Source organism: Methylomarinum vadi (assembly GCF_000733935.1).
In the GTDB taxonomy this organism is placed as follows: Bacteria; Pseudomonadota; Gammaproteobacteria; order Methylococcales; family Methylomonadaceae; genus Methylomarinum; species Methylomarinum vadi.
Map to the genome: position 1 here is coordinate 1816836 of NZ_JPON01000001.1, position 26013 is coordinate 1842848.

The 26013-nt window shown below is 52.3% G+C and carries 24 protein-coding genes and 1 pseudogene; 8 read left to right on the forward strand and 17 right to left on the reverse strand.

What is annotated here, in order from left to right; all coding sequences use genetic code 11:
- Positions 1-7: 7 nt before the first annotated feature.
- Positions 8-859 (reverse strand): DNA ligase, encoded by an 852-nt coding sequence (locus tag EP25_RS0109225; protein ID WP_031433599.1) that lies wholly within the window; start codon positions 857-859, stop codon positions 8-10.
- Positions 860-1017: 158 nt separating this feature from the next.
- Here EP25_RS0109225 and ppgK point away from each other — a divergent pair, with 158 nt between their 5' ends.
- Positions 1018-1767, forward strand: a complete 750-nt coding sequence (gene ppgK / locus EP25_RS0109230) for a polyphosphate--glucose phosphotransferase (RefSeq protein ID WP_031433600.1) — start codon at positions 1018-1020, stop codon at positions 1765-1767.
- Between the two features lie 29 nt (positions 1768-1796).
- On the opposite strand, the gene EP25_RS0109235 is transcribed toward ppgK, so the two are convergent.
- The 5 genes from EP25_RS0109235 to pap are packed head-to-tail and all read right to left on the reverse strand — an operon-like array spanning position 1797 to position 6985.
- Positions 1797-3077 carry a TRAP transporter large permease gene (locus EP25_RS0109235; protein WP_031433601.1) on the reverse strand — a complete coding sequence of 427 codons (1281 nt, stop codon included), beginning with the start codon at positions 3075-3077 and terminating at the stop codon, positions 1797-1799.
- Between the two features lie 4 nt (positions 3078-3081).
- Positions 3082-3570, reverse strand: a complete 489-nt coding sequence (locus EP25_RS0109240; RefSeq protein WP_031433602.1) for a TRAP transporter small permease — start codon at positions 3568-3570, stop codon at positions 3082-3084.
- On the reverse strand, positions 3567-4574 hold the full coding sequence (locus tag EP25_RS0109245; protein WP_031433603.1) for a TRAP transporter substrate-binding protein: 1008 nt from the start codon (positions 4572-4574) through the stop codon (positions 3567-3569). Before EP25_RS0109245 ends, EP25_RS0109240 begins: the two co-directional genes overlap by 4 nt.
- 15 nt (positions 4575-4589) lie before the next feature.
- Positions 4590-5468 carry a TRAP transporter TatT component family protein gene (locus EP25_RS0109250; RefSeq protein ID WP_152555627.1) on the reverse strand — a complete coding sequence of 293 codons (879 nt, stop codon included), beginning with the start codon at positions 5466-5468 and terminating at the stop codon, positions 4590-4592.
- Positions 5468-6985 (reverse strand): polyphosphate:AMP phosphotransferase, encoded by a 1518-nt coding sequence (pap, locus tag EP25_RS0109255; RefSeq protein WP_031433605.1) that lies wholly within the window; start codon positions 6983-6985, stop codon positions 5468-5470. Before pap ends, EP25_RS0109250 begins: the two co-directional genes overlap by 1 nt.
- A 221-nt stretch (positions 6986-7206) precedes the next feature.
- Here pap and EP25_RS0109260 point away from each other — a divergent pair, with 221 nt between their 5' ends.
- Both EP25_RS0109260 and EP25_RS0109270 read left to right on the forward strand, forming a co-directional pair.
- Positions 7207-7395 (forward strand): hypothetical protein, encoded by a 189-nt coding sequence (locus EP25_RS0109260; RefSeq protein WP_031433606.1) that lies wholly within the window; start codon positions 7207-7209, stop codon positions 7393-7395.
- 320 nt (positions 7396-7715) lie between these two features.
- Positions 7716-8072 (forward strand): HvfA family oxazolone/thioamide-modified RiPP metallophore, encoded by a 357-nt coding sequence (locus tag EP25_RS0109270; protein ID WP_031433607.1) that lies wholly within the window; start codon positions 7716-7718, stop codon positions 8070-8072.
- Between the two features lie 64 nt (positions 8073-8136).
- Here the strand turns inward: EP25_RS0109270 and EP25_RS0109275 are convergent, their stop codons facing one another.
- Positions 8137-9591 (reverse strand): helicase HerA-like domain-containing protein, encoded by a 1455-nt coding sequence (locus tag EP25_RS0109275; protein ID WP_031433608.1) that lies wholly within the window; start codon positions 9589-9591, stop codon positions 8137-8139.
- A gap of 112 nt (positions 9592-9703) precedes the next feature.
- Positions 9704-11101, reverse strand: coding sequence for a VWA domain-containing protein (locus EP25_RS0109280; RefSeq protein ID WP_031433609.1), 1398 nt, complete (start codon positions 11099-11101; stop codon positions 9704-9706).
- 163 nt (positions 11102-11264) lie between these two features.
- On the opposite strand from EP25_RS0109280, the gene EP25_RS0109285 reads away from it, so the two are divergent.
- The 5 genes from EP25_RS0109285 to EP25_RS0109305 all read left to right on the forward strand — a co-directional run bounded on the left by EP25_RS0109285 (position 11265) and on the right by EP25_RS0109305 (position 16655).
- On the forward strand, positions 11265-11960 hold the full coding sequence (locus EP25_RS0109285) for a response regulator transcription factor (protein ID WP_031433610.1): 696 nt from the start codon (positions 11265-11267) through the stop codon (positions 11958-11960).
- 13 nt (positions 11961-11973) lie between these two features.
- Positions 11974-13932 carry a sensor histidine kinase gene (locus EP25_RS0109290; protein WP_084191000.1) on the forward strand — a complete coding sequence of 653 codons (1959 nt, stop codon included), beginning with the start codon at positions 11974-11976 and terminating at the stop codon, positions 13930-13932.
- Positions 13933-14025: 93 nt separating this feature from the next.
- Positions 14026-14949 (forward strand): oxygen-dependent coproporphyrinogen oxidase, encoded by a 924-nt coding sequence (hemF, locus tag EP25_RS0109295; RefSeq protein WP_031433612.1) that lies wholly within the window; start codon positions 14026-14028, stop codon positions 14947-14949.
- A gap of 83 nt (positions 14950-15032) precedes the next feature.
- Positions 15033-15749 (forward strand): MBL fold metallo-hydrolase, encoded by a 717-nt coding sequence (locus EP25_RS0109300; protein WP_031433613.1) that lies wholly within the window; start codon positions 15033-15035, stop codon positions 15747-15749.
- A 9-nt stretch (positions 15750-15758) separates the two neighbouring features.
- On the forward strand, positions 15759-16655 hold the full coding sequence (locus tag EP25_RS0109305) for a sulfite exporter TauE/SafE family protein (protein ID WP_031433614.1): 897 nt from the start codon (positions 15759-15761) through the stop codon (positions 16653-16655).
- A 12-nt stretch (positions 16656-16667) separates the two neighbouring features.
- On the opposite strand, the gene EP25_RS21895 is transcribed toward EP25_RS0109305, so the two are convergent.
- The 9 genes and pseudogenes from EP25_RS21895 to glnK all read right to left on the reverse strand — a co-directional run bounded on the left by EP25_RS21895 (position 16668) and on the right by glnK (position 25956).
- Positions 16668-17834: a diguanylate cyclase domain-containing protein gene (locus EP25_RS21895; protein ID WP_031433615.1), complete on the reverse strand. Its 1167-nt coding sequence runs from the start codon at positions 17832-17834 to the stop codon at positions 16668-16670.
- A gap of 12 nt (positions 17835-17846) precedes the next feature.
- Positions 17847-18989 (reverse strand): hypothetical protein, encoded by a 1143-nt coding sequence (locus EP25_RS0109315; RefSeq protein ID WP_031433616.1) that lies wholly within the window; start codon positions 18987-18989, stop codon positions 17847-17849.
- A gap of 336 nt (positions 18990-19325) precedes the next feature.
- Complete coding sequence (locus EP25_RS0109325) at positions 19326-20423, reverse strand: IS91 family transposase (RefSeq protein ID WP_036300033.1); 1098 nt, start codon at positions 20421-20423, stop codon at positions 19326-19328.
- Positions 20420-21327 (reverse strand): annotated as a pseudogene (locus EP25_RS0109335) (tyrosine-type recombinase/integrase). The gene EP25_RS0109325 and the pseudogene EP25_RS0109335 overlap by 4 nt, the downstream one beginning before the upstream one ends.
- 71 nt (positions 21328-21398) lie before the next feature.
- A complete protein-coding gene (locus tag EP25_RS0109340; protein WP_031433617.1) occupies positions 21399-21878 on the reverse strand; it encodes an MASE1 domain-containing protein in 480 nt (159 codons plus the stop codon).
- Positions 21879-22117: 239 nt separating this feature from the next.
- A complete protein-coding gene (locus tag EP25_RS0109345) occupies positions 22118-23407 on the reverse strand; it encodes an ammonium transporter (RefSeq protein ID WP_031433618.1) in 1290 nt (429 codons plus the stop codon).
- Positions 23408-23663: 256 nt separating this feature from the next.
- Positions 23664-24002, reverse strand: a complete 339-nt coding sequence (locus EP25_RS0109350) for a P-II family nitrogen regulator (RefSeq protein WP_031433619.1) — start codon at positions 24000-24002, stop codon at positions 23664-23666.
- Between the two features lie 323 nt (positions 24003-24325).
- The gene (locus EP25_RS0109355) at positions 24326-25588 is read right to left on the reverse strand and encodes an ammonium transporter (RefSeq protein ID WP_031433620.1); all 1263 of its coding nucleotides are present in this window, start codon (positions 25586-25588) and stop codon (positions 24326-24328) included.
- A gap of 29 nt (positions 25589-25617) precedes the next feature.
- On the reverse strand, positions 25618-25956 hold the full coding sequence (gene glnK, locus EP25_RS0109360) for a P-II family nitrogen regulator (RefSeq protein WP_031433621.1): 339 nt from the start codon (positions 25954-25956) through the stop codon (positions 25618-25620).
- Positions 25957-26013: the final 57 nt, after the last annotated feature.

Genomic DNA, 26013 nt, shown 5'->3' on the forward strand with positions numbered 1-26013 from the left:
CAGCCGCTCACGGTTCCTCGCGTATCCTCATAAATACCGCGAAACGGGGTAAGCCGTTATCGGTGAACCCTTGATAACGGAAGGTGATACGGCTACCCAAGGGCGGAGGATTCTGTCTTTCTTGCTTCGTGAAACCGCTGCCGATATAAAATTCTTTATCATCCTCGGTTTTGACCTTAACAGCCCCCATCATGCCGGAAAATTGCCCCTTGCCGGGACGATAGCCGATAACAATGGCTTCCTCATCCTGGTAGCGTTTTAATTTCAGTAATCGCTTGCTGCGGCCGAAGCGATAATGGGCATCCTGATGATGCAGCATCAACCCCTCGCCACCTTGCCCGGTCACTCGTTCCAATGCCAGCATTAATGCTTCATGGGATGCCACCCGGAATTGATCGATAAATTGCAGATACGGTGAATGGTTAGTGTTTGCCATACGCCGCATCGCGTCAACCCTGGCCGAAAAAGGACCGGGAACATCCGGCAAGTCGAACACCATCAATTTAATTTTTCTCCAACCGTCATGCGCATCATGCCGACTGACGATGGATACAATAGTTTGATATTGCCCCCGAGCCGACCACAATTCTCCATCCATTATACGATCCGGAAAATCCTTGCTGAACCAGGCGGGCGCATGAAACACATTGCCATTCCTGGATATCAGTTGCCGACCGTCCCAGCGTGCCCTGACACCGTCGAGTTTTTCGCTAACCCAATATTGCGCGACATCAACCGACGGCTGATAAACCTCGGCCTGCATGATAGCTGGCTTGTCCACGGCCCGTGCTAATGAAACCGTCAGCAGGATAAACAATATGACCGGATACAGATATGAGATTCGATGGGCAGATTTCATGATCGCCTCCTTAATATTGCAATAACGCGCGCTCGCCTAATTTTCACAGATTTTAAAGATAATCATTTTCCTTGTAAGCTACACTTATCAAGGGCTACGGGTTGCATTTGCAAGGGCTTTATCTACAATAGCCTTACAACAATTATTAAGGAATTGTCATGCAAATTCTAGGTGTCGATATCGGCGGCTCGGGAATCAAAGGCGCCATCGTGGATACGGAAACGGGCGAGTTCGTGGGCGAACGCCATCGTATCGATACTCCGAAACCGGCCACCCCCGAAGCCGTTGCCGAGGTATTGGCTCAATTGACCTCTCATTTCAACTGGCAAGGACCGGTAGGATGCGGTTTTCCGGCTTCGATCCAGCATGGCGTGGCCCGCACCGCGGCCAACCTTTCCTCGGGCTTTATCGGCACCGATATCGATAAATTATTCAGCGAAACGACGCAGTGCCCTTGTTTTTGTTTAAACGATGCCGATGCCGCCGGTATCGCCGAAATGCATTTCGGCGTTGGCGCAGGACAAAACGGAGTCGTACTGTTAATCACAATCGGCACCGGGCTCGGGACCGCGTTTTTCACCGATGGCGTGTTACTGCCGAATACCGAACTGGGCCATGTCTATATGGCCAACGGCAAGGAAGGCGAACATTATGCCTCGGACGCCGTACGCAAAAAAGAAGACCTGGGCTGGAAAAGCTGGGGGCAACGCTTCAATAAATATCTCTGCCTGATGGAAGACCTGTTCTGGCCGGATTTGATTATCCTGGGCGGCGGCGCCAGCAAAAAATTCGACAAGTTCAAACAGCAAATCAGCGTCAAAGCCCCCATTAAACCGGCTGCCTTATTGAACCAGGCCGGCATTATCGGCGCCGCACTTCATGCCGAAGCCAAAAACCAAAAGAAATAAGGCTAACAACTCCACCGCGCCTTCGGCTTTTAGCGAATAAACCAGGTGCTCAACCACGGCACATAGGTAATGATCAACACCGCCAGCAGCAAAATCAACATGAACGGAATGGTGGCCTGATACAGCTCGGTAATCGGCTTGTTGAAACGGTAGCTGGCGATGAACAAATTCATACCGACCGGCGGGGTAAAATAGCCGATCTGCATATTGGCCAGGAAAATGACCCCGAGATGGACGGGATGAACGCCGTAATTCAATGCGATCGGCACGATCAGCGGCACGACGATGACCAGTGCCGAAAAAATATCCAATATGGCGCCCAGAATCAGCAGGAAGACATTCAGCAGCATCAAAAAAGTCAACTTGCTGTCGACATTGGCGCTGACCCATTCGAACAAATGCATCGGTATTTGCGCATCCACCAAATAATTGGTGAAAGCCAACGACACGCCCAGAATCAGTAAAATCCCTCCCACCATTTGCATCGAATCGGTAATCACCTTGATCAAATGTTGCGCTTTGATTTCCTTATAGACGATTGTCTCGACCAGCATCACATACAAGGCGGTGACCGCGGCAACTTCGGAGATCGTCAAAAACCCGCCGAAAATTCCAACGACGATAAATACCGGTAATGGAAGTTCCCAGGCGGCCTCCTTAACCGCGGCAACGGCTTCCGCGGCGGAAAATGCGCCCCTTCGCAAGGGCAGATGCCGGGATGTCCAAGCAGCCCATAACGCCAACAGCACGATCATCAATAAAGCCGGCAAAATACCGGCCATAAACAACTCCGGCAAGGTAAACTTTTGCCCCAACTCCATTTGTTGCACGATGATGCCATAAAGAATCAACGGTATCGAAGGGGGCAACAACAAGCCCAGGCTACCGGTAGTCGTTACCAGGCCCAGACTGAATTTCTCCTGATAGCCCTCTTGTATCAATGCCGGCAACAATAAGGCCCCCAGCGCGACGATGGTAATGCCGGACGCGCCGGTGAAGGCGGTAAACACGGCACAGGCAACCAGCGATACGACCGCCAACCCGGACGGCAACCAACCGAAAAATACCCGGGTAAGGCGAATGATACGTGTTGAGGTATTGCTTTCCGACAGGATATAACCGGCAAAGGTAAACAGCGGCAAAGCCAGCAATAGCGGAGTTTCCGCCAGCCGGTAGAGTTCCGCGGCAATAATCGCCAAATCCACGTCGGCACTCAGGAAACCCAGCATCGTCGCGGCCAGAATCACGACGAACAATGGCGCGCCAAGCAGCGCCATCAACAGAATAATTATGATCGCAACAATCGTCATCGGCTCAAGAATCCCTGTCTGGCCGAGGCAATATGCCGAAGATTAAATAACGAAGCGCGATAATGGCAAAAGCGAATGGAATGATGGCCTCGCACGACCAATTCGGAACCACGCCAAAAGCATAACCGCCGTACTGGTATTCTTGGATGACCAACTGCAGGCTATACCAGGCCATGATGAAGCAAACAACGGAGGAAAACAGGCCGGTCAGGCGCTTGGCTATGGCGCGGATGGCTTTAGGTAATTTTTTTACCGCGACATCGATCGCGATATGCCGGTCGCCACGGCTGGCGATCATCGCGCCGATCATCGCGATCCACAACACGCTGATACGGACATAGGACTCGGCCCAAATTAGGCCGCTGGCAAAAACATTGCGTAACAGAATCTGCACCACCGCCAGGATGATCAGGGATAAAAACAACAACACCAGGATAAACGTTTCCGTTCTCAAAAAGAATCGATGGAGGTAATGCAAGAAAGACCAATTCATGGCTGTTGCCGTCTAAATTCCGCCAGGTAGTCATTTAACTCTTGCACTTTCGCCGCCGACATATTGCCGTCTTGCTCGATACGTCGATTGGCGCTGACGATCGTCCGCCGTAGTTCATCGGCCGCTTGTTCCGTCGGCTGCAAAAATTGGATCCCTTGTTTTTTCAACACTTCGACCGCCTGCAAATTATCTTCGCGGCTGCGCTGATCTATTTCCCCGATCACGCGCGCCATGACATCACGGACGATTTGCTGATCCGCCGGGGAAATCCTGTCGAACGCCTGCTTATCCAATATCAACACGCCGAACGCATACAGCAACGGAATATCCGATACGTATTTGACTTTGGTATGCCATTGCAGCGCCAGCGCGCCAACCGGAGAACCGGCGACGATGTCGATCATGCCGGTTTGCAGCCCCATCAACACATCGCGTAACGGCAACGGAATCGGCGAAATGGAAAAAGCTTTCATCGCCTCGAGCACGACATGGTTATCGTCCGGTACCCAAACCTTGTTATTACGCATGTCATCCAGCGTACGCACCGGCACCGTCGACATGACATAAGCCATGCCGACTTCGGCGAAACCCAACGGGACGATGCCCTGTTGTTCCAGTCCTTCCATTAGTTCTGCATCCATTTTGTGCCGAACATAATCGACTTCCTTTAAATTACGGAATTTCAGCATCAGGTTATAAAGCTGAATATCCGGATAGATGTTACTCAATACCGCATTGGTCACCGCCGCGCCATGCAATTGGTGCAAACGCATTTTCCGCATGACGCTGACATCATCGCCCATCACGCCGCCGGGATAGAATTTGAACCTGACTCGCCTCTCGGTTTTACGGCTGATTTCATCGCCGCCCGCCCGCAATTGCTGCATCCAATAGGAACCGTCGGGCGACAGAGTGGCTATTTTGAAAGTAAATGCCAATGCCGTATTAACGCTAAACAACCATAAACAGAGTGGCAGAATGACGTTGCGAATTAGAAATTTCATAGGCTGGATAAGAGGTTAAAAATATTCGTCGGCGCTTTGTAACAATTCGGCGGCGCGTTGCTGCGCCAGTGTATTGATCAAGGTCAAGCCCTTCTGTTGCGGATCGGCGGCCATGACGGTTTTCAACAAGCGATCATGCAACTCGCGATCGAACACCATTCTCGCATAATGCTGTGCATAAAAAACCAAAACCATCAGGTTTCTGCCCCCGGTCATGGTTCTCGCCTTTTCAAAATACTGTTTGGCCAGATCCGGCTTACCGCCCAACGCGGCCGGCAAAATACTTTCCAGCAAGCCCAAATACAAATATACCTCGCCCTGCCGGTAATTCTCGTCCAAGGCAACGATATGGCTCATAATCAGCTTAACCTGGGCCAATTGCGCGACGGCATTCCAATCGCTCTTATGCGCCATGATCCAGCCGGCCCAGGCTGTGCCCAATAGATAAAGGCTATCCAGATCATCGCTTTCCGCCTCCTCGATAATCGCCGCAAAATTGGCATAATTCAGCGCCTGCAAATTGCAAAACTGCTCTTTATCGAGACAAACAGCACGGGACGCCAATAACAATGCCTTGTTACTCAAGCGTTCGGTGCGTTCAACTCGATCGGCATCCTGGTCGGTCAACAAGGCGGCATAGGCAGCATACAACCTGGCCGTGGAAGTCAATAATGCAATATTTTCGGGATCGCTGGCCAGGATAGCTTCCTGCAGCAGCAGATAGGCGGGTATCGCTTCGGTCACGGTATCGGGGTCATCCGAATCCAACATGACCTGTTGCAGATTACCTCCCAACTCCTCGAGTGCGGGAGAAATGAAAAAGCTGCACCCATTCACATAGAGCAAAACGAGCGACAACACCAGTACCTTGCCCATATTCAATCCTTTCCGCACTAGCCTTTCTCCTTGTCATGCTCTTTCTCGTATTCATCGAGCATTTTTTCCATGCGTTCGCAATAAGCTTTCAACACTTTGATGCGCGCATAGTATTTATCGTTGCCTTCCACCAAAATCCAGGGCGCCCTACTGGTACTGGTTCTGGCAATCATTTCATTAACCGCCTTTTTATAGTCATCCCACTTTTCCCGGTTGCGGTAATCCTCTTCGGTTATTTTATGCTGTTTATAGCTGATTTGTTCGCGCTCCTTGAAACGCCTTAGTTGTTCATCCTTGTCGATATGCAGCCAAAATTTTAACAGCACGATGCCGTGATCGACCAATGCTTCCTCAAAATTGACGATTTCCGAATAGGCCCGCTGCCACTCTTGATGACTGGCGAAACCTTCCACCCTCTCGACCAGAACGCGGCCGTACCAGCTGCGATCGTAAATCGTCACCTTGCCGGCGCGCGGGATATGGCGCCAAAAGCGCCACAAATAATGATGCGCCCGTTCCTCGTCGGTCGGCGCCCCGACTGAAATAACCTGATAATGGCGGGCGTCTATGGCATGCGTCAAACGCCGGATGGCTCCCCCTTTGCCTCCCGCATCCCAACCTTCGAATACCAGAATACTGGAACGTTTCAACTGGCAGGCCTGACGCACCAGCTTGTTGATTCTGCCCTGATATTTTTCCAGCTCCCGTTTGTAATCCTTCTTTTCTAGTTGCAGCGACAAATCGAGAGCATCCAGCAAACTTTGCTGACTGACATGGTTAATCGTTTGCCAGTTAGATTCCTTATGCAACTGGTTTAACGCCTCCCGTTGCGCGATATGCTGATCGATTCGGTTGAGAATATGCTGCCCCACCGTCAGGCTGCTATAGCGAATATCGGACCCTTCGACGATCAACCAAGGGGCAAAAGCGGTACTGGTTTCCGTCAAGACCTTTTCGGCGACGCTCACGAACTCGTCATATAGCTCTAAATGTTTGCGGTCCTTGTCCGTCACCCGCCATTGCGTTTCCGGATTCTTTTGCAGCGACTTCAGGCGTTTTTTTTGTTCTTCTTTTTTCAGATGCAACCAACATTTGATAATCAAGGCACCGTCGTCCGTCAGCAACTGCTCCAGCTGTCGAATGTGCATGAGTTGCACTTGCAGCTGATTGTCGCCGGTTTCCTGATAGACCCGCTGCGCCAAGGGTTCGCTATACCAGGAACCGACATAGATGCCGATAGACCCTTTTGGCGGTAGAGTACGCCAGAAACGCCAGAAATCGGGCCGTTCCCGTTCTTCGTCCGAAGGTTCGTCGAAGGCGACGGTTCTCATATAGCGCGGATCCATCCATTCGTTCAATAAATTGATGACTTCTCCCTTACCGCCGCCATCGACGCCGGATATCAAAATGATGACGGGGAAATCGCACGATTTTAGTTGTTGCTGAGCCAACAATAACTGCGTGCGCAATAGCGAAACTTTCTCCTGATATTCCGATTTTTTAACGCTATGACCTAACTCTGCAATTTCAAACACATAGGCTCCTTATATGCCGTATTTTCCACTCACTAAAGCATAGCAAAAATAAATTGCCCATTATTGTGAATTTTAGTTTTGACAGAAAACCTGTGACCGTGATACAAATAGCCCCGTCGACTTAAGAACAATATAAAGACATTCGACATGCAACTCGAGTTGCTCCCTTAGAGCAGTATTTAAGGGTTATTATTACAATAATTACCAAGAGGATTATGAAAATGGCTGAAGAAAAACAAAGCAATACTTACACAATCGTTGTTGCAGTATCTGCTATCATTATGATCGCATTCGTTCTGTTATTGAAAGGCAGAGAAACCGAGCATTTACAAATGTCATCGCAAACAACTCCAGAAGCGGAAGCTCAAGTTTTGCAAAAAGCTAGAGATTTCAATAACGTCTTAGAATAATTCAGCTGAAAACTCCCCTGATGCTCTATCAGGGGAGTTTTTCAAATCCTCGGCAATTACCTTCTTCCTATACTTTCTTCCGTCCCATTTTTTTGAATCCATAGTAAATTTGATTGTTATCAGATTAAAGGATCATACAAGCCATATTATTAAAAAACATTAATATTAGACTTTTCTTAATTATATCGCAGTCATTATGTTTACATCCGTTAAATGGCGACGTTAATATTGAACTGCCTTGTTATTATCAAGTCTGATTTTAGGTTATTAATTACATAAACTGATTGACTCAATCAGCTCATTAACCATTAGGAGAAGTTATGAAAAAAAATACCGTGACCCCTTTTGCAATTGCGTTGGGTACTTCTTTAGTTTCCGGTTTGTCCGCAACTGCGGCGCAAGCAAACAATACTACCGACAGGGATAGCAACCCCTTCGCCATGACCGAACTATCCTCCGGCTATCTGCAAACCGCCCAAGCCGATAAAGACTCCGGCTCCAAGAAAATGAAAGGCGGTTCTTGCGGCGAAGGCAAATGCGGCGGCGCTATGATGCAAGGCAATGAAGAAAAAACCGTTGAAGGCAAATGCGCCGGCAACAAACCAATGCCTAAAGACAAATCGAAAGGCATGGAAGGCAAATGCGGCGAGGGCAAGTGCGGCGCCTCGATGCAATAATCCAAAACAGACGATCGACTGGCCCCGGCGGCCAGTCCCCCCCCCTCTTCCCGCACCATGGCCGCTAACGCCGGCCGCCCAACAAAGACCCTAACAGCCCCCGGATAATCTGCCGCCCCAGCTGGCTGCCGATACTGCGAGCAGCACTTTTCAGCATGGCCTCGCCAACCGATTGCCGATTTCTCCCTCGCCGACCATAAGATGATCCAATGTCTTGCCGTTCAGCCACAGCGACCATGCGTTCCGCCTTATTTTTCAGTATTTCATAGACCGATTCACGATCCACCGCTTGCTCGTAGCGGCCGTGATAGGGAGAGCGCTGAATATGTTCCTTTCTTTCCATTTCGCTCAAAGGACCGATCCGGGAACCCGGCGGACACATTAGAACCCTCTCCACCGGGGACGGACTGCCGTCCCGGTTCAAGACCGATACCAACGCTTCGCCGGTCGTCAATTCCTGTATCGTTTTTTCCGTCTCCAGCGTAGGATTTTCGCGAAAATTCTCCGCCACCGCCTTGATCACTTTCCTATCCTTGGGGGTAAAAGCCCGCAGGGCATGTTGGATCTTCAAGCCCAATTGCCCCAATACATCCTCGGGAATATCCAACGGAGACTGACTGATAAAATAAATGCCAACCCCCTTGGAACGAACCAATCGAACGACCTGCTCGACTTTATCGAGCAAGGCCTTCGGCGCCTGATCGAACAATAAATGCGCCTCGTCGAAAAACAGCACCAGCTTGGGTTTATCGGCATCGCCCACTTCCGGCAGCGTTTCGAACAATTCCGACAGCAACCATAACAAGAAAGCCGCATACAACCGTGGCGCCTTGTTGATCAACTCGGTCGCATCCAACAGGCTGATCACGCCATTGCCGGAGAAATCGCTACGGCAGAAATCCTCCAACTGTATCGCCGGTTCGCCGAAAAAATCGCCCGCCCCTTGTTCCTCCAATACCAGTAGGCGCCGTTGAATGGCGCCTATGCTGGCTCGGGAAAAATGGCCATAGTCGGATTTTAGCTCCGCAGCATGATCCGCCATCCAATTCAGCAAGGCGCGCAGATCCTTTAAATCCAGCAGCAACAAGCCTTGGTCATCGGCAAGGCGAAAACAGCTGTACAGAACCCCGGTCTGGGTCTCGTTCAGTTCCAATAAATGGCCCAGCAATAACGGCCCCATGTCCGAAATCGTCGTCCTTACCGGATGCCCGTTGCGACCGAACACATCCCAAAATACGGTCGGATTTTCGCGAAAACGAAAATCGGCGATGCCGATAGCCTGGAGACGCCGTTCGATTTCGGCATTCGTCAACCCCGCTTTGGCGATACCCGATAGATCGCCTTTGGCATCGGCCATAAACACCGGCACGCCGAGGCGAGAATAGGCCTCCGCCAGCACCTGCAGCGTCACCGTTTTTCCGGTCCCGGTGGCACCGGCGATCATGCCATGACGATTGCCCATCGCCGCATCCATGACGACTTGCCCCCGTCCATTTCCCCCCAACAATATTCGCTTCATCTTCTCATCCTTCGCCAATCAACAACATTTCCTCCTATTGTACTGTTTCAGGGTCAGGCTTAAGAGAAAAAAACACGGCAAGATCATTCCTGATCTTGCCGCTATCGCAAAATTATTTCCGCTGTTGCTTTATCGCCTCGTATTGCAAACTCTTAGCGGCACGGTTCTGTTTAATGTGTTGCTCTTGTAAACTGCCGCTGAATGCCTCGTCGACCTGCGATTCCATCTGCTGCAACGCTTCATTGACGGCCGGCGACGCCAATTCAATTGCGCTGTCTCGTTCGGCCTCCTTCAGTTCCCGTTTGTAGTTGCCGATAACCTGCTCGGCCTGCTCGCGCTTGCCCTCCCGGAGCCAGCGGCCCAATTGTTTCTTGGCCCGGCCGAGATTATTTTCCAACCAGCTTTGTCGATACACCTCCCTATCGATCGATTGTCTGGCCTCGTCGCGGCGCTCCGGCGCCACGACCGACAGCGTCAATTGCCGGTCTGGAACCGCTTGCAAAGTTTCGCCATCGACCCGGTAATTCAAACGCAAATCGCCCAGCGTAAGCGAACCGGTACGGACATTCGGCACCCTCAAGGTGATGACGAAATGCTTCGCGGTATTACTCAATAACTGCCCTGTCGTAATCGTCACCGTCGAGCCGCCTCGACTCAACGGATAACCGCCGGCATCGACCAGCTGCACGCCTTCGCCCAAACGGATCTCCAGAGTACTGCGACTGGCATACAACCGCCGGCTGTCCTGCAAATCCCGATTCAAAATCGCCGCCAGCCCGGACAAGTCCTCCAGATACGAATAATGGCCCATGCCGTAATCGGCCAATTTTGCCAACAAACGTTCGTTGAATCCCAAGCCCATGCCGATAGTCGACATCACCGCGCCGTATCGGGTCGCTTGCGTGGCCATATTGGCCAGCAGGTCGGGATGAGTGATGCCTTGATTGGCCTGGCCGTCCGACAGCAGCAACACCTTTCGTACCCGCTCGCTGTCCCCGTACTGCAGTAAACGCAACACGGCCTGCAGCCCCTCTCCCATATTGGTGCCGCCGGAAGCGCTGACACCCTCGACCAGGCGATCGAGATGATACCGGTTGGCCGCGTCGACGTTGAGCCAATGCGAAGCCACGACCGCTTGATCGGAAAACGTCACCAGGGCAAAGCGGTCGTTACCATCCAATCGCCCCAGGACCTCCCTGATCGCGGCTTTCGCGTAAGGCATTTTGCGGGCTTCGCTCATCGAACCGCTGCGGTCCAACAGCAATAAAAGGTCGGTGGCGCGGCGTTCGGATATTCGTTCGTGTTGTGGCGACGGCCGGATAGTCACATTCAGATAAACAATGTTATCGCCGCTTTGCACCAATTTGCTCTGCGATAATTTGGTGTCGATGCTAACCGAACCTTGCCCGGCCATCGTCGCAACCGGAACGGCCAAGCCGGCTACCAGCGCTCCGCCGACCAGCCACGCTTTTACGGACCGGACGAATGATGTTGACGTATCGATAATCATGACTGCTCTCCTGTGATGAATTAGACCGTTTCAAAGTACCGCTCTAGGACACAAAATGGCAGACACGCCTTTGTAAAAATTGCGCCTGAATTTTTACCTATTTTTTACACGCCGTTCCCGCAGTCAGTGTAAGCTGTAGTCCCGCTTCACTTAGGAGGGAAACATGACGGAGAAAGCCAAACTACTGATTATCGAAGACGAACAGGCGATTCTGCAGGGGTTGATCGATGTCTTCGTTTACCACGGTTACCAGGTGGATTCCGCGCCGGACGGCCGACTCGGCCTGGACAAGGCGTTATCCGGCCAATATGACTTGATCCTCCTCGACATCATGCTGCCGAAGTTGGACGGCTTCGGCGTCTGCAACAAAATCCGCGAACAAGACAAGCAATTGCCGATCATCATGCTGACCGCGAAATCGTCGGAACAAGACATCATCGCCGGCTTGACGCTAGGCGCCGACGATTATATCGCCAAGCCCTTTTCGGTGCGGGAGCTGGTGTTGCGGGTTGAAGCGGTCTTGAAAAGAAGTGGCGGGCCGGCACGGCAGCACGCTGTGATTCGACTGGGCGAGAGGCGAATCGACTGCGTCAATCTGTGTGAAATCGACGGCGGAAGGCCCAATCACTTCTCCCGCCGCGAAATCGATATACTGCACTATCTGCTGCGCCATTGCGATCGGCCGGTGTCGCGCGAAGAATTATTGCAACGCGTCTGGGGCTACCGCCATGCCGAGGTCATCGAAACCCGCACCGTCGATATCCATATTGCCAAGCTGCGGCGTAAAATCGAAACCGACCCGAAACAACCGGAATACCTGGTGACCGTGCGCGGTGAAGGCTACCGCCTGATGACGTAACCGGCGGCGACTCATGAAACAGCCAATGGATACGACGCTCCACAAGAAACGCCTGAAACTGTGGCTGGGCCTTTTTTTTCTCCTCTTTGCCGTCCCGGTCTCCGTGCTGACCGGAATCGTTTACCGGCAACTGCAAAACGAGGCATCGTATCAGGCCCGACGACAAGCCGAACAATGGGCCGAACGCCTGGAATCGGCTCTGCAGGATTTGATCGCCGGCGAACAACGGCGCCCTAGCGCCGACTACAGTTTTTTCAATGTCTCGGCGAACCCGCTGATCGAATCCAGCGCCATTAAATTTTCGCCGTTATCGGAAGTGCCGCCTAAAACGGACATACCGGGTATCGTCGGTTATTTCCGCATCGACCCGGACGGTTCCTTCCATATTCCCGCCCTGCCCGAATTAGAGCACAATAATCATGCCGGCCTCAGTACCAAAGAGCTGGCAAGCCGGCTGGCCTTAAAACGGCGTCTGCAAGATCTGTTAGCCAAGGAAAAAAAACCACAATCGGCATTCGCCGATGCGGATGCAAAGCAATCGGCCGAGGAGGATGAAGCCGAACACTACATCGTTGGCCAGGCGACAGAAAAAACCGAATCGCTCGGAGCGGCAAAAAAGCTGACCAAGGCAAAGGATGCGGACGTCATTGCCAGCCGGCCCGGCAAACAACAATCCGGCTTGCGGCAAAACCGCAAGGAACAGGTTCAACTTCCCAACCAGGCGATGGCCAGCAGTTTTTTTAAACGCCCGCCGCGACCGGTCGTCGACGAATCCTCGCGGGCCGACGCCGCGATGCTGAAGGAAGCCGAACCCGGCAATGCCGGCGAAATTGAGATAATGAGCTTCGAGAGCGAGATTTCGCCGCTCCAATTGTTGATCGTCAAACAACATTACTTCTGTTTTTACCGCCATGTCTGGCATGACAACAGCCGCTACACCCAAGGCTTTTTGGTCGCTATCGAAACTTTTTTTAACGCCGTGACCCAATCCATCGCCACCCCTGGAAGCTTAACCAGCATCAGCATTCTTCATCGACAACAGATGTTGTCCCGACTAAGGCTCGCCGCCGGCAACGGGAAACAAGCGCTATACAAGCGCCCATTGAATCCGCCCTTCGACCCGCTGGAATTGCAGATCATATACGCATCTAGCGGTGCCGGCGGCGAAACCCGTTTGGTGGATCTACTGGCAGGGTCGATCGCCTTCACGCTGATCGCCGGCCTGTGGTTCTTTTACCGTTTGCTGAGCCGCCAAATCGAATTAAGCCGGCAGCAACGCAATTTTATTTCCGCGGTCAGCCACGAACTGAAAACGCCGATCACCTCGATCCGGATGTACGGCGAAATGCTGCGCTCCGGCTGGATCGGCGACGAACGGAAAAAACAACAATATTACGACTTCATCTTCTTCGAAAGCGAGCGGCTGTCACGTCTGATCGCCAATGTGCTGCAACTTGCCCGTATCGATCATCGCCGCCATCCTCTCGAACTGCAGCCAACGCCGGCGGCCAGCCTGTTACAGAGAATCCCGGAAAAAATCGAAGTCCAGGTCGCCAACGCCGGTTTTAAGGTCGACCTGGTCGCCGCAGACCAAGAACCGCCAGCCGCCATCGAGATCGATGAAGACGCTTTTTTTCAAATCATCATCAATCTGGTGGACAACGCCTTGAAATTTGCCGCCGGCGCGGAAAAACCGGTCATCGATATCGGCTATCGTCTAACGGCGAAATGGCTGGAATTTTATGTTCGCGATTACGGCCCCGGCATTGCCAGGCGCCAACAAGACAAAATCTTCCGGTTGTTCTACCGGCCCGGCGACGAATTGACCCGCGCCACCCCCGGCACCGGTATCGGCCTCGCCTTGGTGGCGCAACTGGCCGCGTCGATGCAGGCAAAAGTCAGCGTGGTCAATCGCTCGCCCGGCGCGGAATTCCAAATCCGTTTCGCCGCCAAAGCATTCGCGGCGGACTGATTTTCCCAACGGACCGACCGTTTCCGGTAAAATCAAAAGTATTCATACAGCTGAATCGCTTGTCACCCTCGCAACAATAAAAACCCGATAGCAATGAACAACGACCATATCGACCGCGTTAAAGACTATTTACTCGATTTACAGGACCGCATCTGCCAAACATTGGAAGGCGTCGAAACAAAAGCCCGCTTTCTGGAAGATAATTGGCAACGAGCGGAAGGGGGCGGCGGCCGGACCCGGGTTTTAAGCGGCGGCGAGGTCATCGAGCAGGGCGGCGTCAATTTTTCCCATGTCCACGGCGACAAGCTGCCGGCCTCGGCGACGGCCGCGCGGCCGGAACTGGCCAACCGCCGCTTTCAAGCCATGGGCGTTTCCTTGGTCATCCATCCGCGCAACCCTTACGTACCGACTTCCCATGCCAACGTGCGTTTTTTCATCGCGGAAAAACCAGGCGAGGAAGCGATCTGGTGGTTTGGCGGCGGTTTCGATTTGACTCCGTTTTACCCTTTCAAGGAAGACGTGATCCACTGGCACGAAACCGCGCGCAAGGCTTGCCAGCCGTTCGGCGAAGAGGTCTACCCCCTTTACAAAAAATGGTGCGACGACTACTTTTATCTGAAACATCGCCAGGAAACCCGCGGCGTCGGCGGTTTGTTCTTCGACGATTTGAACGCATGGGGTTTCGAACGAAGCTTTGCCTTCATGCAAAGCGTCGGCAACCATTATCTCGATGCCTACCTGCCGATCGTGAAAAAACGCAAGGATACGCCCTACGGCCAACGCGAGAGAGAGTTTCAGCTTTACCGGCGCGGCCGCTATGTAGAATTCAACCTGGTTTACGACCGCGGCACGCTGTTCGGCCTGCAATCGGGCGGCCGCACCGAATCTATCCTGATGTCCATGCCGCCGGTCGCGCACTGGAAATACAACTGGCAACCGGAAGCCGGCAGCCGCGAAGCCCTATTGTACGAACATTATTTGCAACCCCGAGACTGGCTGAGCGAAAACGACGGCTAACATCGCCCATAAAGACTGGCTTTTCTTTGTATATTAGTGTTTAATAATAAACAATTTCAGCAACCATTTGCAGGAGGACTGTTATGATTTTCCGACAATTTTTCGAACCGGTAACCTCCACCTACACCTATCTATTGGGCTGCGAATATACCCGTAAGGCCATCCTGATCGATACGGTCGCCAGCGAAGTTGATTTCTATATCGAACAATTGGAGGCGCTGGACCTAAACCTGGTCTATACGCTGGAAACCCACGTTCATGCCGACCATATTACCGGCGCCGGCGATCTGCGCGACCGCATCGGCAGCAAGGGCGTGGTCCACCGCGATGCCGGCGCGATGTGCGCCGACCTGCTGGTCACCGACGGCGTGGAACTGCAAGTCGGCGACATCGAGATCAAGGTACTGCACACTCCCGGCCATACCAACGGCTGCACCAGTTATTTGGTGGATGACCGCGTCTTTACGGGCGATTGCCTGTTGATCAACGGCTGCGGCCGCACCGATTTCCAGCAGGGCGACTCGGGCGTTATGTACGACAGCATCACGCAAAAACTGTTTACCCTGCCCGACGATACCCTGGTGTATCCCGGCCACGACTATAAAGGCATGACCGTCTCGACCATCAAACAGGAAAAGGCTCTCAATGCCCGCCTCGGCAACAATAAATCGCGCGAGGAATTTATCGACATCATGAACAAGCTCGACCTGCCCTATCCCAAATTCATCGATGAGGCATTGCCCGCCAATCAATCCTGCGGCCAACCGGACAAGGACCGGGGCGCCATCATCCAAGGTTAAGCGGCCGACATGGCATTAATCACCGGCTCGGCCATTGTCATCGGTATCCTGCTGGGACTACTGGGAGGTGGCGGTTCCATCCTGACCGTACCGATGCTGGTCTACCTGGCGGATCAGCCGGCCAAAAGCGCCATCGTCACGTCATTGATCGTGGTCGGAATCAGCAGCGCCATCACGACGGTTCGTTATGCCAAACGCAAAATGGTATGCTGGAAAACCGGTTTCACGTTTGGCATCGCCGGCATGCTGGGCGCTTTTATCGGCGGCAGGCTGGCGGCATTCATTCCCGGCCCCATTTTGCTGGTGTTATTCTCCACCGTCATGTTGTTAGCCTCGTTTGCGATGATCCGCAATAAAAACGCGGCCGCGAACGAAAGCAACAGTGTCGGCGATTTTTGCCCGATGGACCTGCCGTTTGCCGCGATACTATTCGACGGCATCCTGGTCGGCGTCGTCACCGGCTTGATCGGCGTCGGCGGCGGTTTTTTGCTGGTGCCGGCCTTGTCTCTACTGGCCGGCCTGCCCATTCAGGCCGCCATCGGCACATCGCTGTTCATCATCGTTTTGCAATCGACGGCGGCCCTGGCCGGCCATGCCAACCACATGGCGATAGACCGGGATCTGACGCTAATAGTCTTGGCTTGCACTATAGGCGGCAGCTTTATCGGCAGCAGCCTGAGCAAATACATCGATAGCCGTTATTTGAAAAAGGGTTTCGGCTTCTTCGTGTTCGCGCTGGGCTGCCTGCTGTTGTACCAGCAACTGTCGGCGCAACTGATCGAACAGATCAAACAATTACTGATACAACACAAAGAATTCGTGACCGGCGCCGTCAGCATCGTCGTCATGCTAATGCTGTACCGTTTATGGAGCTGGCTGCATTGGCAGAAACCCAACCAGCAATAGCACCAGTCCAACTCAGAACGGCACGATGTTATTGTCCGAAAACAAGGCCACTTGTCCCCGGCCTTGTTTTTTGACCCGGTAACAAGCCTGGTCGGCCTGCTCGATCACCGTGGTAAAATCGGCGGAAAGCTTATTGACTTCGGTCAGGCCGATGCTGACGCCGATCTTGAAACAATGTCCCTGCCAATGAAAATTGTAACTGCAGATTTCAAGGCAGATCTTTTCCGCAATTTCCCGGGCTTGTTTTAACTGGCAATGCTCCATGATGATGCCGAATTCGTCGCCGCCTAATCGTGCCAGCGTATCCCGCTGACGCAGTTGTTTGCCTAACAGACCAGCTATGCCGCGCAATAAATCATCGCCGGCAAGGTGGCCGCAGGTATCGTTGACGATCTTGAATTTATCCAGGTCCAGGAAACAAAACACATGGCGGGTATTGTTGGCCCTGGCGCCTTTGATCACTCTTTCCAGGCGCTTCTCGCATTCCCGCCGATTCAGCAAACCGGTCAAATCATCATGACTGGCCTGATAGGAAATCATTTCCGACTTTTTGCGCACTTCGGTCACGTCTTCCATGATACAGACAAAGTGAGTCAATTTATTTTGCTCATCCTTCACCGGGGAAATGAATTGTATCGACCAGTAATACTCACCGTTTTTCTTTTGATTGAGGATTTCCCCCTGCCAATCGCGGCCGCTCAATAACGTTTCCCAAAGTTCCTTATAGGTTTGCTCCGATGTCCGGCCCGACTTCAGAAAGCTGGGATTTTTGCCTATGATCTCGGCCAGCGTATAGCCGTTGATTTGTTCGAATTTGTCATTGACATATTCGATCCTGCCGGAAATATCGGTCATCATGATCCCGCTGGGGCTGTGTTGAACCGCCAGGGATAACTTCTTCAGTTCATTAACATTTTTCTTCCGGCTGGTAATGTCCTGGAAGGAGGCCACGGCCCCGACGATCTTGTTCTGGTCGTCCCGTAGCGGCTGGCTATTGACCGACAAAGCGATAAGCGACTCATCGGGCAGTCTCATCATCATCTCGAAGGCCGCAACCGATTTTCCGGTTAACGCCTGATACAGCGGATTACGCATCAATAGCAACTGCGTTTTTCCATCCGCTTCCAATAGCCGATAATAGTCGGCCCATTCCCTCGGAGAAAGGTTGCGGGCTTCCAAACCGTATTGTTCCTAGGCGGCCCTATTCAACATGGTCAGCCTCCCCCTTCTGTCGCAGGCGACGATGCCTTCCCTGATATTGTTCAGTATCGATTCCAACAAGCGCCGCTCATTGTTCAATTGATGGGTGCGTTCATCCACCAAATTCTGCGTTTGCAGCGTCTGTCCGGTCGTGGACAGAAGCAAGAAGCCGAACAGGCTAATGACGCAAAAGCCGGCTATTACAACCCACCAATACGAGAATGTCGTGTGACTGATAATAAATTCGTCGCTCGGTCGATAAGTAAACCTCCAAACCGTTCCCAATACGTTAACCGGCATCGTTATTTCGAAACCATAATCGGTAATGACGGCTTCGGAACCGCCTGCCTTGGGTTCGGCAGCGGCCTTTTTGCTCAGCCGTAACGTGATGTTGCGGCTATCGGCCAATTGTTGCGCCTTGTAGAGCCATTTGTCGTAATCGAAAAAAAGCGTCAGAAAACCCAACACACCGTCATTGTTGGCCCCAACCCGTCCTTCCTCGCCCTCATAAGGATCTACACGCAAGGCCATTGCCGCCAGGGTGCGGGAACCGTTCGCGGATTTCACTGTTATCGGCTCGATCAATCCAACTGCGCCACGATCTTGTAGGCGATGAAGCATCGCATACCATTCGCTCTTATCGGCACGGCCGATCAGTTGCAGCAAATCATGGGCAAAATATGGCTCGATCAATCCAACTTTCTCGGCCGCTTGAGCAACGGTTGCATTAAGCCTAGTGCCGGGAATCCAGGACAGTGCGGCAATTTCAAAGCGCTCATGCAAGGCCGCTCGGCTAAGAATACGGAACTCCGTTTGCGATATTCCGCCGTAAGCGCTGATGAACAGGCGCAGGTCCTCCCCTTTTTCGACCAGCTCCGAGCCTTCCTCGATAACCTGTCGATGCACGACAGAAGCGGTTTGTTCGAACAGATGTTGCAACCTTTTTTGTTCGTCCATTTTAATGAAAGTAAAAAACCAAACCCCGGCAACGCACAGGAAAATAAGCGGTAAAAAGACGGGGATGATACGCGGTTGCCAAGCCGAGCGCGGTTGCGCAATGAAGATTAAAACCAGCGGTGTAAACAAAATGACGCCGATACTGCCGCCCAGCCACCAGGTAAAAATGCTGGACATCGTATCGCCGGGATTGATCGCGCCTAACGAATAAGGTTAGATTGTAATCGCGGAGCGAGCCACAATCTGAACCGTTTGTTGGACAAGCCCGGTATTCGGAGGGAGCGTTATATAAGAAAATAGCTTTTCGAAGGATTGGGGGATGTGTTGGCCCATTTCAAGCGTTGACGTCGATAAACGGGCTGAAATGGGCGTGATGCTGATCATCACACCCGGAATTTCGGATTTTAGCGGCATTTTGCCCTGAATTCAGACCGAACGAAAGCCTCGGTGCTAAAATGCCCGATGATCGGTTTGGGTCAGTGAGAAATGCCGCTTACATAACCGGTTTTGCCTCTACGCTTTGGTCGAATTCAATGCCATGACAGCCGAAGAACCGAGAATGCGCGTTTTGATAATCTGCAGGGTTCCACCACAACATGGGCATTGGAGTTTCGGGCGGGGCCTGAGCCAAGCGATAGCACGATTGGGATTGACGCCGAGCAAGACTTGCAGCAGACGAATCAGCCGTTTGCTGTTGGGGTGCAAAAAGCCGAAGTTGCGAGTCCGCCTAAAGCCTTTGGGCAGAACATGGCGGAGCATCAGCCACAGAAACTTCACGCCGGGTAGTGTTCGAGTCTGCCACTTTTTGGTTTTGCTGTCCTGGTAACGGAAGGTTACTTGGCCATCTCGGCAGGCAATAATGTCCTTTTCCTGGATAACGCCCTTATAGAGATAACGTCCCAGATAAACCAAGGCTTTATCGCCGCGTCCGACCGACTTGACGTCAACGACCCATTGTTGCGGATAGTAGTCAGGCAATGTCAAACCGGCCTGCGAGATCGCTTCAAGCAATTTGGCCCGAAACACTTTGGCCACTGCCTTGTGATTGAACAAATAGCCTTTCCGGCCCTTTTTACCCTGTTTGGTGCGCCACAGTCGTTTATCAGGATCGATGGCGGCCGCCGGCATCACCAAGTGTACATGCGGATGGTAATCCAATCGGCGGGAATGGGTATGCAACACAGCAATAGCACCGGCATTGCCCTGAAGCTGTTGATCGTTGCGGGTGAAGGTGTTGACGGTATCCCAACTACAGCGGATCAGCAGATCATACAACGTACGTTGCTGTTGCCAGGCCAACGGCCTGAGTTCTTTGGGCAAAGTAAACGTCAGCAAAAAATATTCGGCCGGCACCTGCTTCTGCAACTGCCTTTCCAGCCATTGTTGCGATTCGTGCGACTGGCAATGCGGGCAGCTGCGATGGCCGCAGGAATGCGGCACCAAGCGTTGCCGATCGCAATCATCGCATTGCGCCAACATCACAGGGCCTTGCGACGTGCGGCAGTGTTTCATCGCGGCCAGCGCCTGACGCTGACTGGGTGACAAGCGACCCTGGTAAGCGACCAGAAACTCGGCTTCGAAGGTTTGGATGATGGCGGAAAGCAAGATCATTTGACCGCCCCCCAGTCGATGTCGAAGCCATTCATTAAGGCATTAATCAACTGGCCGGTATTTTGATTCGTGCCGTCGGTCAGGTGAGTATAGCGGGCAGTGGTGAGGATACTGTGGTGACCGAGGATTTTCTGCACTTCCAGTAGATCGACGCCCGCTTCAATCAAATGTGTGGCATAGCTATGCCGCAGACAGTGCGGGGTAATCTTTTTTTTAAACCGCAGTCTTGCGCGACTTGGCGCAGAGCCTTTTGCACGCCACCGCGATCCAAAGGGCTCTGCGCGCGCTGCGCGCCCTTCAAACCGCCATGGCGATTGGGAAACAACATGACCGGATGCCGGTGAACTTGCCAGAAGCGGCGTAGCAAATCCAGGGTGGCAGCCGGCAACGGCACCAGTCTATCCTTATTGCCCTTGGCATCTCGGATATGCACGCGTTGGCGACCGGCATCGATATCCCCAACCTCAAGACGCAATCCCTCGCCGAGGCGCAAACCTAGACTGTAGAGCGTGAAAAAGAACACCCGGTAACTGAGAATACGCGTGGACTGGAAGATACACCGCGCCTCGTCGACAGTGACGATATCCGGCAAACGTTGCGCCTTCGGCGGCTTGACCAACTGCGGCGCGACCCAAGGCTTGCGCAGTACATGGGTGTAATAAAACTTGAGACCGTACAGGTCCAACTTGACCGCACTCCAAGAATGCGACTCCAGCAAATCGGTGAAATAATCGGTCAGTTGCTGTTCGGTCAACGCATTGATGTCTTCGTTGAAATACTGGCCGATACGTCGAATCGCACGGGCATAGGCCTCGATCGTCTTGGGCTGCAACCCTTTAAGTTTGAGGTGTTTCAGATGGCTTTGATAGTTTTGCTTGAAATGGGATTCGAATGATGTTGTCATTGTCGCGTAACCTCATGATTCGTCATGGAATAATCCCTCTTAAAAGAGGGCGTGAGATTACATTTTATAAATTACCGGCTACTGCCGCTTTTCTCCGCGTTAGCGGCTTCGTCCAACCACAGTTCCGTGGCGATCGCCAATACCGAGGGTCCAATATGGCTGACCGGACCGCCGAGCAGCAAAAACATCACTATCGAACGATTATCCAATAACGGATTGTTTTTACCGAGCAAGCCATTGATCAGAAAACCGCCAAACCAGGCCGCCCAACACGCCTGAAAGCCGACCATCAATGAAAAAACGATGGCGGAAAAATCGGCGAACCCGAAAATTTCCATCGCGATGACCAAATCGCCTATAAACACGGCGGGTAAAACGGAATAACCGCATGCCAACACCGCCGCGAGCGATATGCCGGCCGGAGGCCAAATTGCCGCCGCATTGCTGGGCGGCGTAGCCAAAAATTCCATGGACAAATGGCCGGCGAGATAATAAACCAGAAATAGCAGGAAATTATCTCGAATGACGCGCAATACCTTTCTTTGCTGCATGATTTTATCGAGAGTGGAGTATTAATGCACACGCAAAGACGAGGCGTTGGTCTTTGGTTGTGTTAAAAGTCTAGTAGCTCATCTCCCTCATTCCAAGTTTCCTGGTCGGCAAACCCGTTCGAATAGCGCTAAATACGCTGCTTGAAGACTCAGAAAAGCAAAACTCCGGCAACCCTAAAAACGGCTTGCCGGAGCGGATGCGAACAAAGATTGGTTAAGTAGGACTTAAACTGCCCCGCTTAGAGGTTATGGTAGCCGGTCTCTTCGTGCAGCACGATATCGAGGCCTTCCACCTCTTCGTCGTTAGTGACCCGAAGCCCGATCGTCTTCTCGATGACTTTCAAGATCACAAAACTGAATACGGCGCTCCAGACGATGGTCACCAATACGGCCAAGGCCTGCACAGTAACTTGTTCGCCGATACTGACACCAGCCAGTCCCAGGCCCCCGAAGCTTTCGGCGGCAAACACGCCGGTTAAAATCGAACCGACGATGCCGCCGACGCCGTGTACCGGAAAAACGTCCAAGGAATCATCGATTTTCAACACCCGCTTCATATATTGGGTGGCGTAAAAACAGAGTGCTCCGGCAGCGATACCGATAAACAAACCGCCCGCGGGACCAACGAAACCGGAAGCCGGAGTGATCGTGCCCAACCCAGCCACCATGCCGGTCACAATACCCAGCACGCTGGGTTTGCCGAAGCGCATCCATTCGATCGTCATCCAGGTTAACGAGCCAGCGGCGGCGGCTATATGCGTGACCAGGATAGCCATGCCGGCGGAGCCGTCGGCGGTCAACGCGCTACCGCCGTTGAAGCCGAACCATCCCACCCACAGCATTCCGGCGCCGGTCACCACCATCGTCATATTATGCGGCGGCATCGGCGTGGTCGGGAAGCCTTTACGGTTACCGATCACCAACGCCGCAACCAGCGCCGCCACGCCGGCATTGACATGGATTACGATACCGCCGGCAAAATCCTTTGCCCCGAGCTCGGCCAGCCATCCGCCACCCCAAATCCAATGGCACACCGGCATATACACCAAAATCAACCATAGCGCGCTGAACCAAAGCATCGCGGAAAACTTCATTCTTTCGGCGAAACCGCCGACAATCAGCGCCGGGGTGATAATGGCAAAGGTCATCTGAAACATGAAAAAGACCGTTTCGGGCAAGTTACCGCTGAGCGTTTCCGTGCGCAAAGCCCTCATGAACGCTTTCCCGCCGCCGCCAATGAATGGTTGCCACTCGCCGCCATCGGCGAAGATAAAACTGTAACCACCTATCAACCACAAAATGGATACCAGACAGGTAATCGCGAAACACTGCATCAATACCGACAAGACATTCTTGCTTCGGACCAGGCCGCCATAGAATAACGATAAGCCGGGGATAGTCATAAACAGTACCAGGGCCGTAGAAGTCAGCACCCAAGCGGTGTTGGCCTGATTTAATTGATCGGCGAATGCCAATTCGGGCAGTCCTGACAAAACTGCCAATATGAAAAACTTATTTATCGATGTCATTATTATCTAACCATTTTTTATTTATCTATCCGCTTTCTAAATAAAGATGAGCCAGACATAAAAAATTGCCTCTACCCGCAGCAAAGCGCGAATAGAGACGATTTGATGAAATGACTGGAATTCAGTCGAAATTAAACCTTAGGCTCGAAGACGGCACGCGGTTCATGACAAGCGCCAGAGCTTGCCATGAACCGCGATAATCTCTTAACTGGAGCGGTTAATTCTACCTATTCCTTATCTTTAGCCGAGCGGACTGTTAAATGGCATCCTCTCCGGTTTCCCCGGTTCTGATCCGAATGACCTGCTCCAGGGCCGACACGAAAATTTTGCCATCACCAATTTTTCCGGTGTTGGCCGCCTTAACAATCGTTTCGACGGCCTGTTCGACAATGCTATCGGCCAACGCAATTTCCAGTTTGACCTTCGGCAAAAAGTCCACCACATACTCAGCTCCTCGGTACAGCTCAGTATGGCCTTTTTGCCGGCCGAAACCTTTCACTTCGGTCGCCGTTACGCCCGTCACACCAATTTCGGACAATGCTTCTCTCACATCATCCAGTTTAAATGGTTTGATTATCGCGGTTATCAGTTTCATGTGTCCTATCCCCAGTTAAACGATGTAAAAAATCCAACCTGGAGCCAATAATAAATAATTCCTGATAAACATACAATTGACTTCGCGACCAATCAAACCAAAAAGCAAAAAGCCGAAACGCGAGAACGGGCACCTAGGCGCCCGTTGCTTCGTTCGGCAAATTTCCCTTAAGGAAGTGCTGAATAAACCCGTCCTGGATTTCTCAGCGCCCGGTTAAGGAGAATGCGTTGTCCCTAAACCCCAAAAAAATCAATTGCTTATTACGATCGATTTTGGCCGTGCATCCCTGCACTCCAAGAAATACCGAATTAATCAGCATGTCCTTAGCCTTTACTGGTGTCGGTGAATTCCGGATAGGCTTCAACACCACATTCGGAAAAGTCGACGCCATGGTATTCGTCCTCATCGCTGACCCGAAGACCCATGACCGCCTTGATCAAGAACCAAGTCAACAAACTGGAGACGAAAACAAACCCGAAAATAGAGACGATACCGATCAGCTGCGCCGACAGTTTCGCTTCCGGATTGGAAATACACACAGCCAGCAAGCCCCAGATGCCAACCACGCCATGTACCGAAATGGCGCCGACCGGATCATCGATTTGTAACTTGTCGATACCAACGATGGCGAATACCACCAACACGCCACCGATTAAACCAATGATCGATGCCACTAGGGGAGTCGGGGTCAACGGCTCGGCAGTGATGGCAACCAGGCCGGCCAGGGCGCCGTTCAAAACCATCGTCAAATCCGCCTTGCCGAACAAAAAGTGAGAGGAAACTAAGGCGGCAACGACGCCGGCCGCGGCCGCGGCATTGGTGTTGACGAAAACCAGCGCCACCGAATTCGCTTCACCGACGTCGGATATTTTCAATTCGGAACCGCCGTTAAAACCGAACCAACCCAACCATAGAATAAAGGTACCTAAAGTCGCCAACGGCATGTTACACCCGGGAATTGGGTTGATTTCTCCATTCGGGCCATATTTTCCTTTGCGCGCGCCCAGCAGCAATACCCCGGCAAAGGCCGCGGTCGCGCCGCATAAATGCACCACGCCGGAGCCGGCAAAATCGAGGAAGCCCAAGCCGTCGAGAAAACCGCCGCCCCATTTCCAGAAACCTTCGATGGGGTAAATGAAACCGGTCATGACCACGGCGAATACCAGGAAGGCCCAAAGCTTCATTCTTTCCGCGACGGCACCGGAAACGATCGACATGGCGGTGGCGACAAACACCACCTGGAAGAAGAAATCCGACATCGAGGAATAATAAGTCTCCCCATTGCTGGACAACACTTCTTCCTGTGAATTATCGCCTTCGATCAAGAAACTGATACCGGGCCAGACACTGTTGACTGCCTCGCCGGGGTACATGATATTATAGCCGCACAGCATATACATGATGCAGGCAATAGCGAACAACGCGATATTCTTGGTCAAAATCTCGGTGGTGTTTTTTGCCCTGACCAGCCCGGCCTCGAGCATCGCGAACCCCGCTGCCATCCACATGACTAATGCGCCACTCATTAGAAAATAAAATGTATCTAACGCATAGCTCAATTCGATAATCTTATTTAAGTTTTCCACTTATCTACCCTCTTTTTATTTATAGTGCTTTATAGTGCTTCTTCACCCGTTTCACCGGTTCTGATCCGAACGACTTGTTCCAGATTGGATACAAAAATCTTACCGTCGCCGATCTTACCGGTATTGGCCGCGCTAATAATCGCCTCGACAGCCTGCTCGACCTGAGCGTCGGCAATCGCTACCTCAATCTTCGCCTTCGGCAAAAAGTCGACCACGTATTCGGCGCCACGATAAAGTTCGGTATGCCCTTTTTGCCGGCCGAACCCCTTGACTTCGGTGACAGTTACACCGGATACCCCAATATCTGAAAGCGCTTCGCGCACATCATCCAGTTTGAAGGGTTTGACAACTGCGGTAATTAGTTTCATAGATCAACACCTATATCTGGTTCACAGGAAAAGTTTTCACTCGCCAAGGCTTTAAGC

Excerpts from the sequence above, each read along its gene's own strand:
- EP25_RS0109245 (WP_031433603.1), bottom strand. The coding sequence starts at position 4,574 with ATGAAATTTCTAATTCGCAACGTCATTCTGCCACTCTGTTTATGGTTG.
- EP25_RS0109290 (WP_084191000.1), top strand. The coding sequence starts at position 11,974 with ATGAAACAGCCAATGGATACGACGCTCCACAAGAAACGCCTGAAACTG.
- EP25_RS0109350 (WP_031433619.1), bottom strand. The coding sequence starts at position 24,002 with ATGAAACTGATAACCGCGATAATCAAACCATTTAAACTGGATGATGTG.
- EP25_RS0109345 (WP_031433618.1), bottom strand. The coding sequence starts at position 23,407 with ATGACATCGATAAATAAGTTTTTCATATTGGCAGTTTTGTCAGGACTG.
- EP25_RS0109315 (WP_031433616.1), bottom strand. The coding sequence starts at position 18,989 with ATGTCCAGCATTTTTACCTGGTGGCTGGGCGGCAGTATCGGCGTCATT.
- EP25_RS0109305 (WP_031433614.1), top strand. The coding sequence starts at position 15,759 with ATGGCATTAATCACCGGCTCGGCCATTGTCATCGGTATCCTGCTGGGA.
- EP25_RS0109340 (WP_031433617.1), bottom strand. The coding sequence starts at position 21,878 with ATGCAGCAAAGAAAGGTATTGCGCGTCATTCGAGATAATTTCCTGCTA.
- EP25_RS0109260 (WP_031433606.1), top strand. The coding sequence starts at position 7,207 with ATGGCTGAAGAAAAACAAAGCAATACTTACACAATCGTTGTTGCAGTA.
- EP25_RS0109280 (WP_031433609.1), bottom strand. The coding sequence starts at position 11,101 with ATGATTATCGATACGTCAACATCATTCGTCCGGTCCGTAAAAGCGTGG.
- glnK (WP_031433621.1), bottom strand. The coding sequence starts at position 25,956 with ATGAAACTAATTACCGCAGTTGTCAAACCCTTCAAACTGGATGATGTG.
- EP25_RS0109240 (WP_031433602.1), bottom strand. The coding sequence starts at position 3,570 with ATGAATTGGTCTTTCTTGCATTACCTCCATCGATTCTTTTTGAGAACG.
- EP25_RS0109270 (WP_031433607.1), top strand. The coding sequence starts at position 7,716 with ATGAAAAAAAATACCGTGACCCCTTTTGCAATTGCGTTGGGTACTTCT.
- EP25_RS0109285 (WP_031433610.1), top strand. The coding sequence starts at position 11,265 with ATGACGGAGAAAGCCAAACTACTGATTATCGAAGACGAACAGGCGATT.
- EP25_RS0109300 (WP_031433613.1), top strand. The coding sequence starts at position 15,033 with ATGATTTTCCGACAATTTTTCGAACCGGTAACCTCCACCTACACCTAT.
- EP25_RS0109275 (WP_031433608.1), bottom strand. The coding sequence starts at position 9,591 with ATGAAGCGAATATTGTTGGGGGGAAATGGACGGGGGCAAGTCGTCATG.
- hemF (WP_031433612.1), top strand. The coding sequence starts at position 14,026 with ATGAACAACGACCATATCGACCGCGTTAAAGACTATTTACTCGATTTA.
- EP25_RS0109235 (WP_031433601.1), bottom strand. The coding sequence starts at position 3,077 with ATGACGATTGTTGCGATCATAATTATTCTGTTGATGGCGCTGCTTGGC.
- ppgK (WP_031433600.1), top strand. The coding sequence starts at position 1,018 with ATGCAAATTCTAGGTGTCGATATCGGCGGCTCGGGAATCAAAGGCGCC.
- EP25_RS0109325 (WP_036300033.1), bottom strand. The coding sequence starts at position 20,423 with ATGATCTTGCTTTCCGCCATCATCCAAACCTTCGAAGCCGAGTTTCTG.
- EP25_RS0109225 (WP_031433599.1), bottom strand. The coding sequence starts at position 859 with ATGAAATCTGCCCATCGAATCTCATATCTGTATCCGGTCATATTGTTT.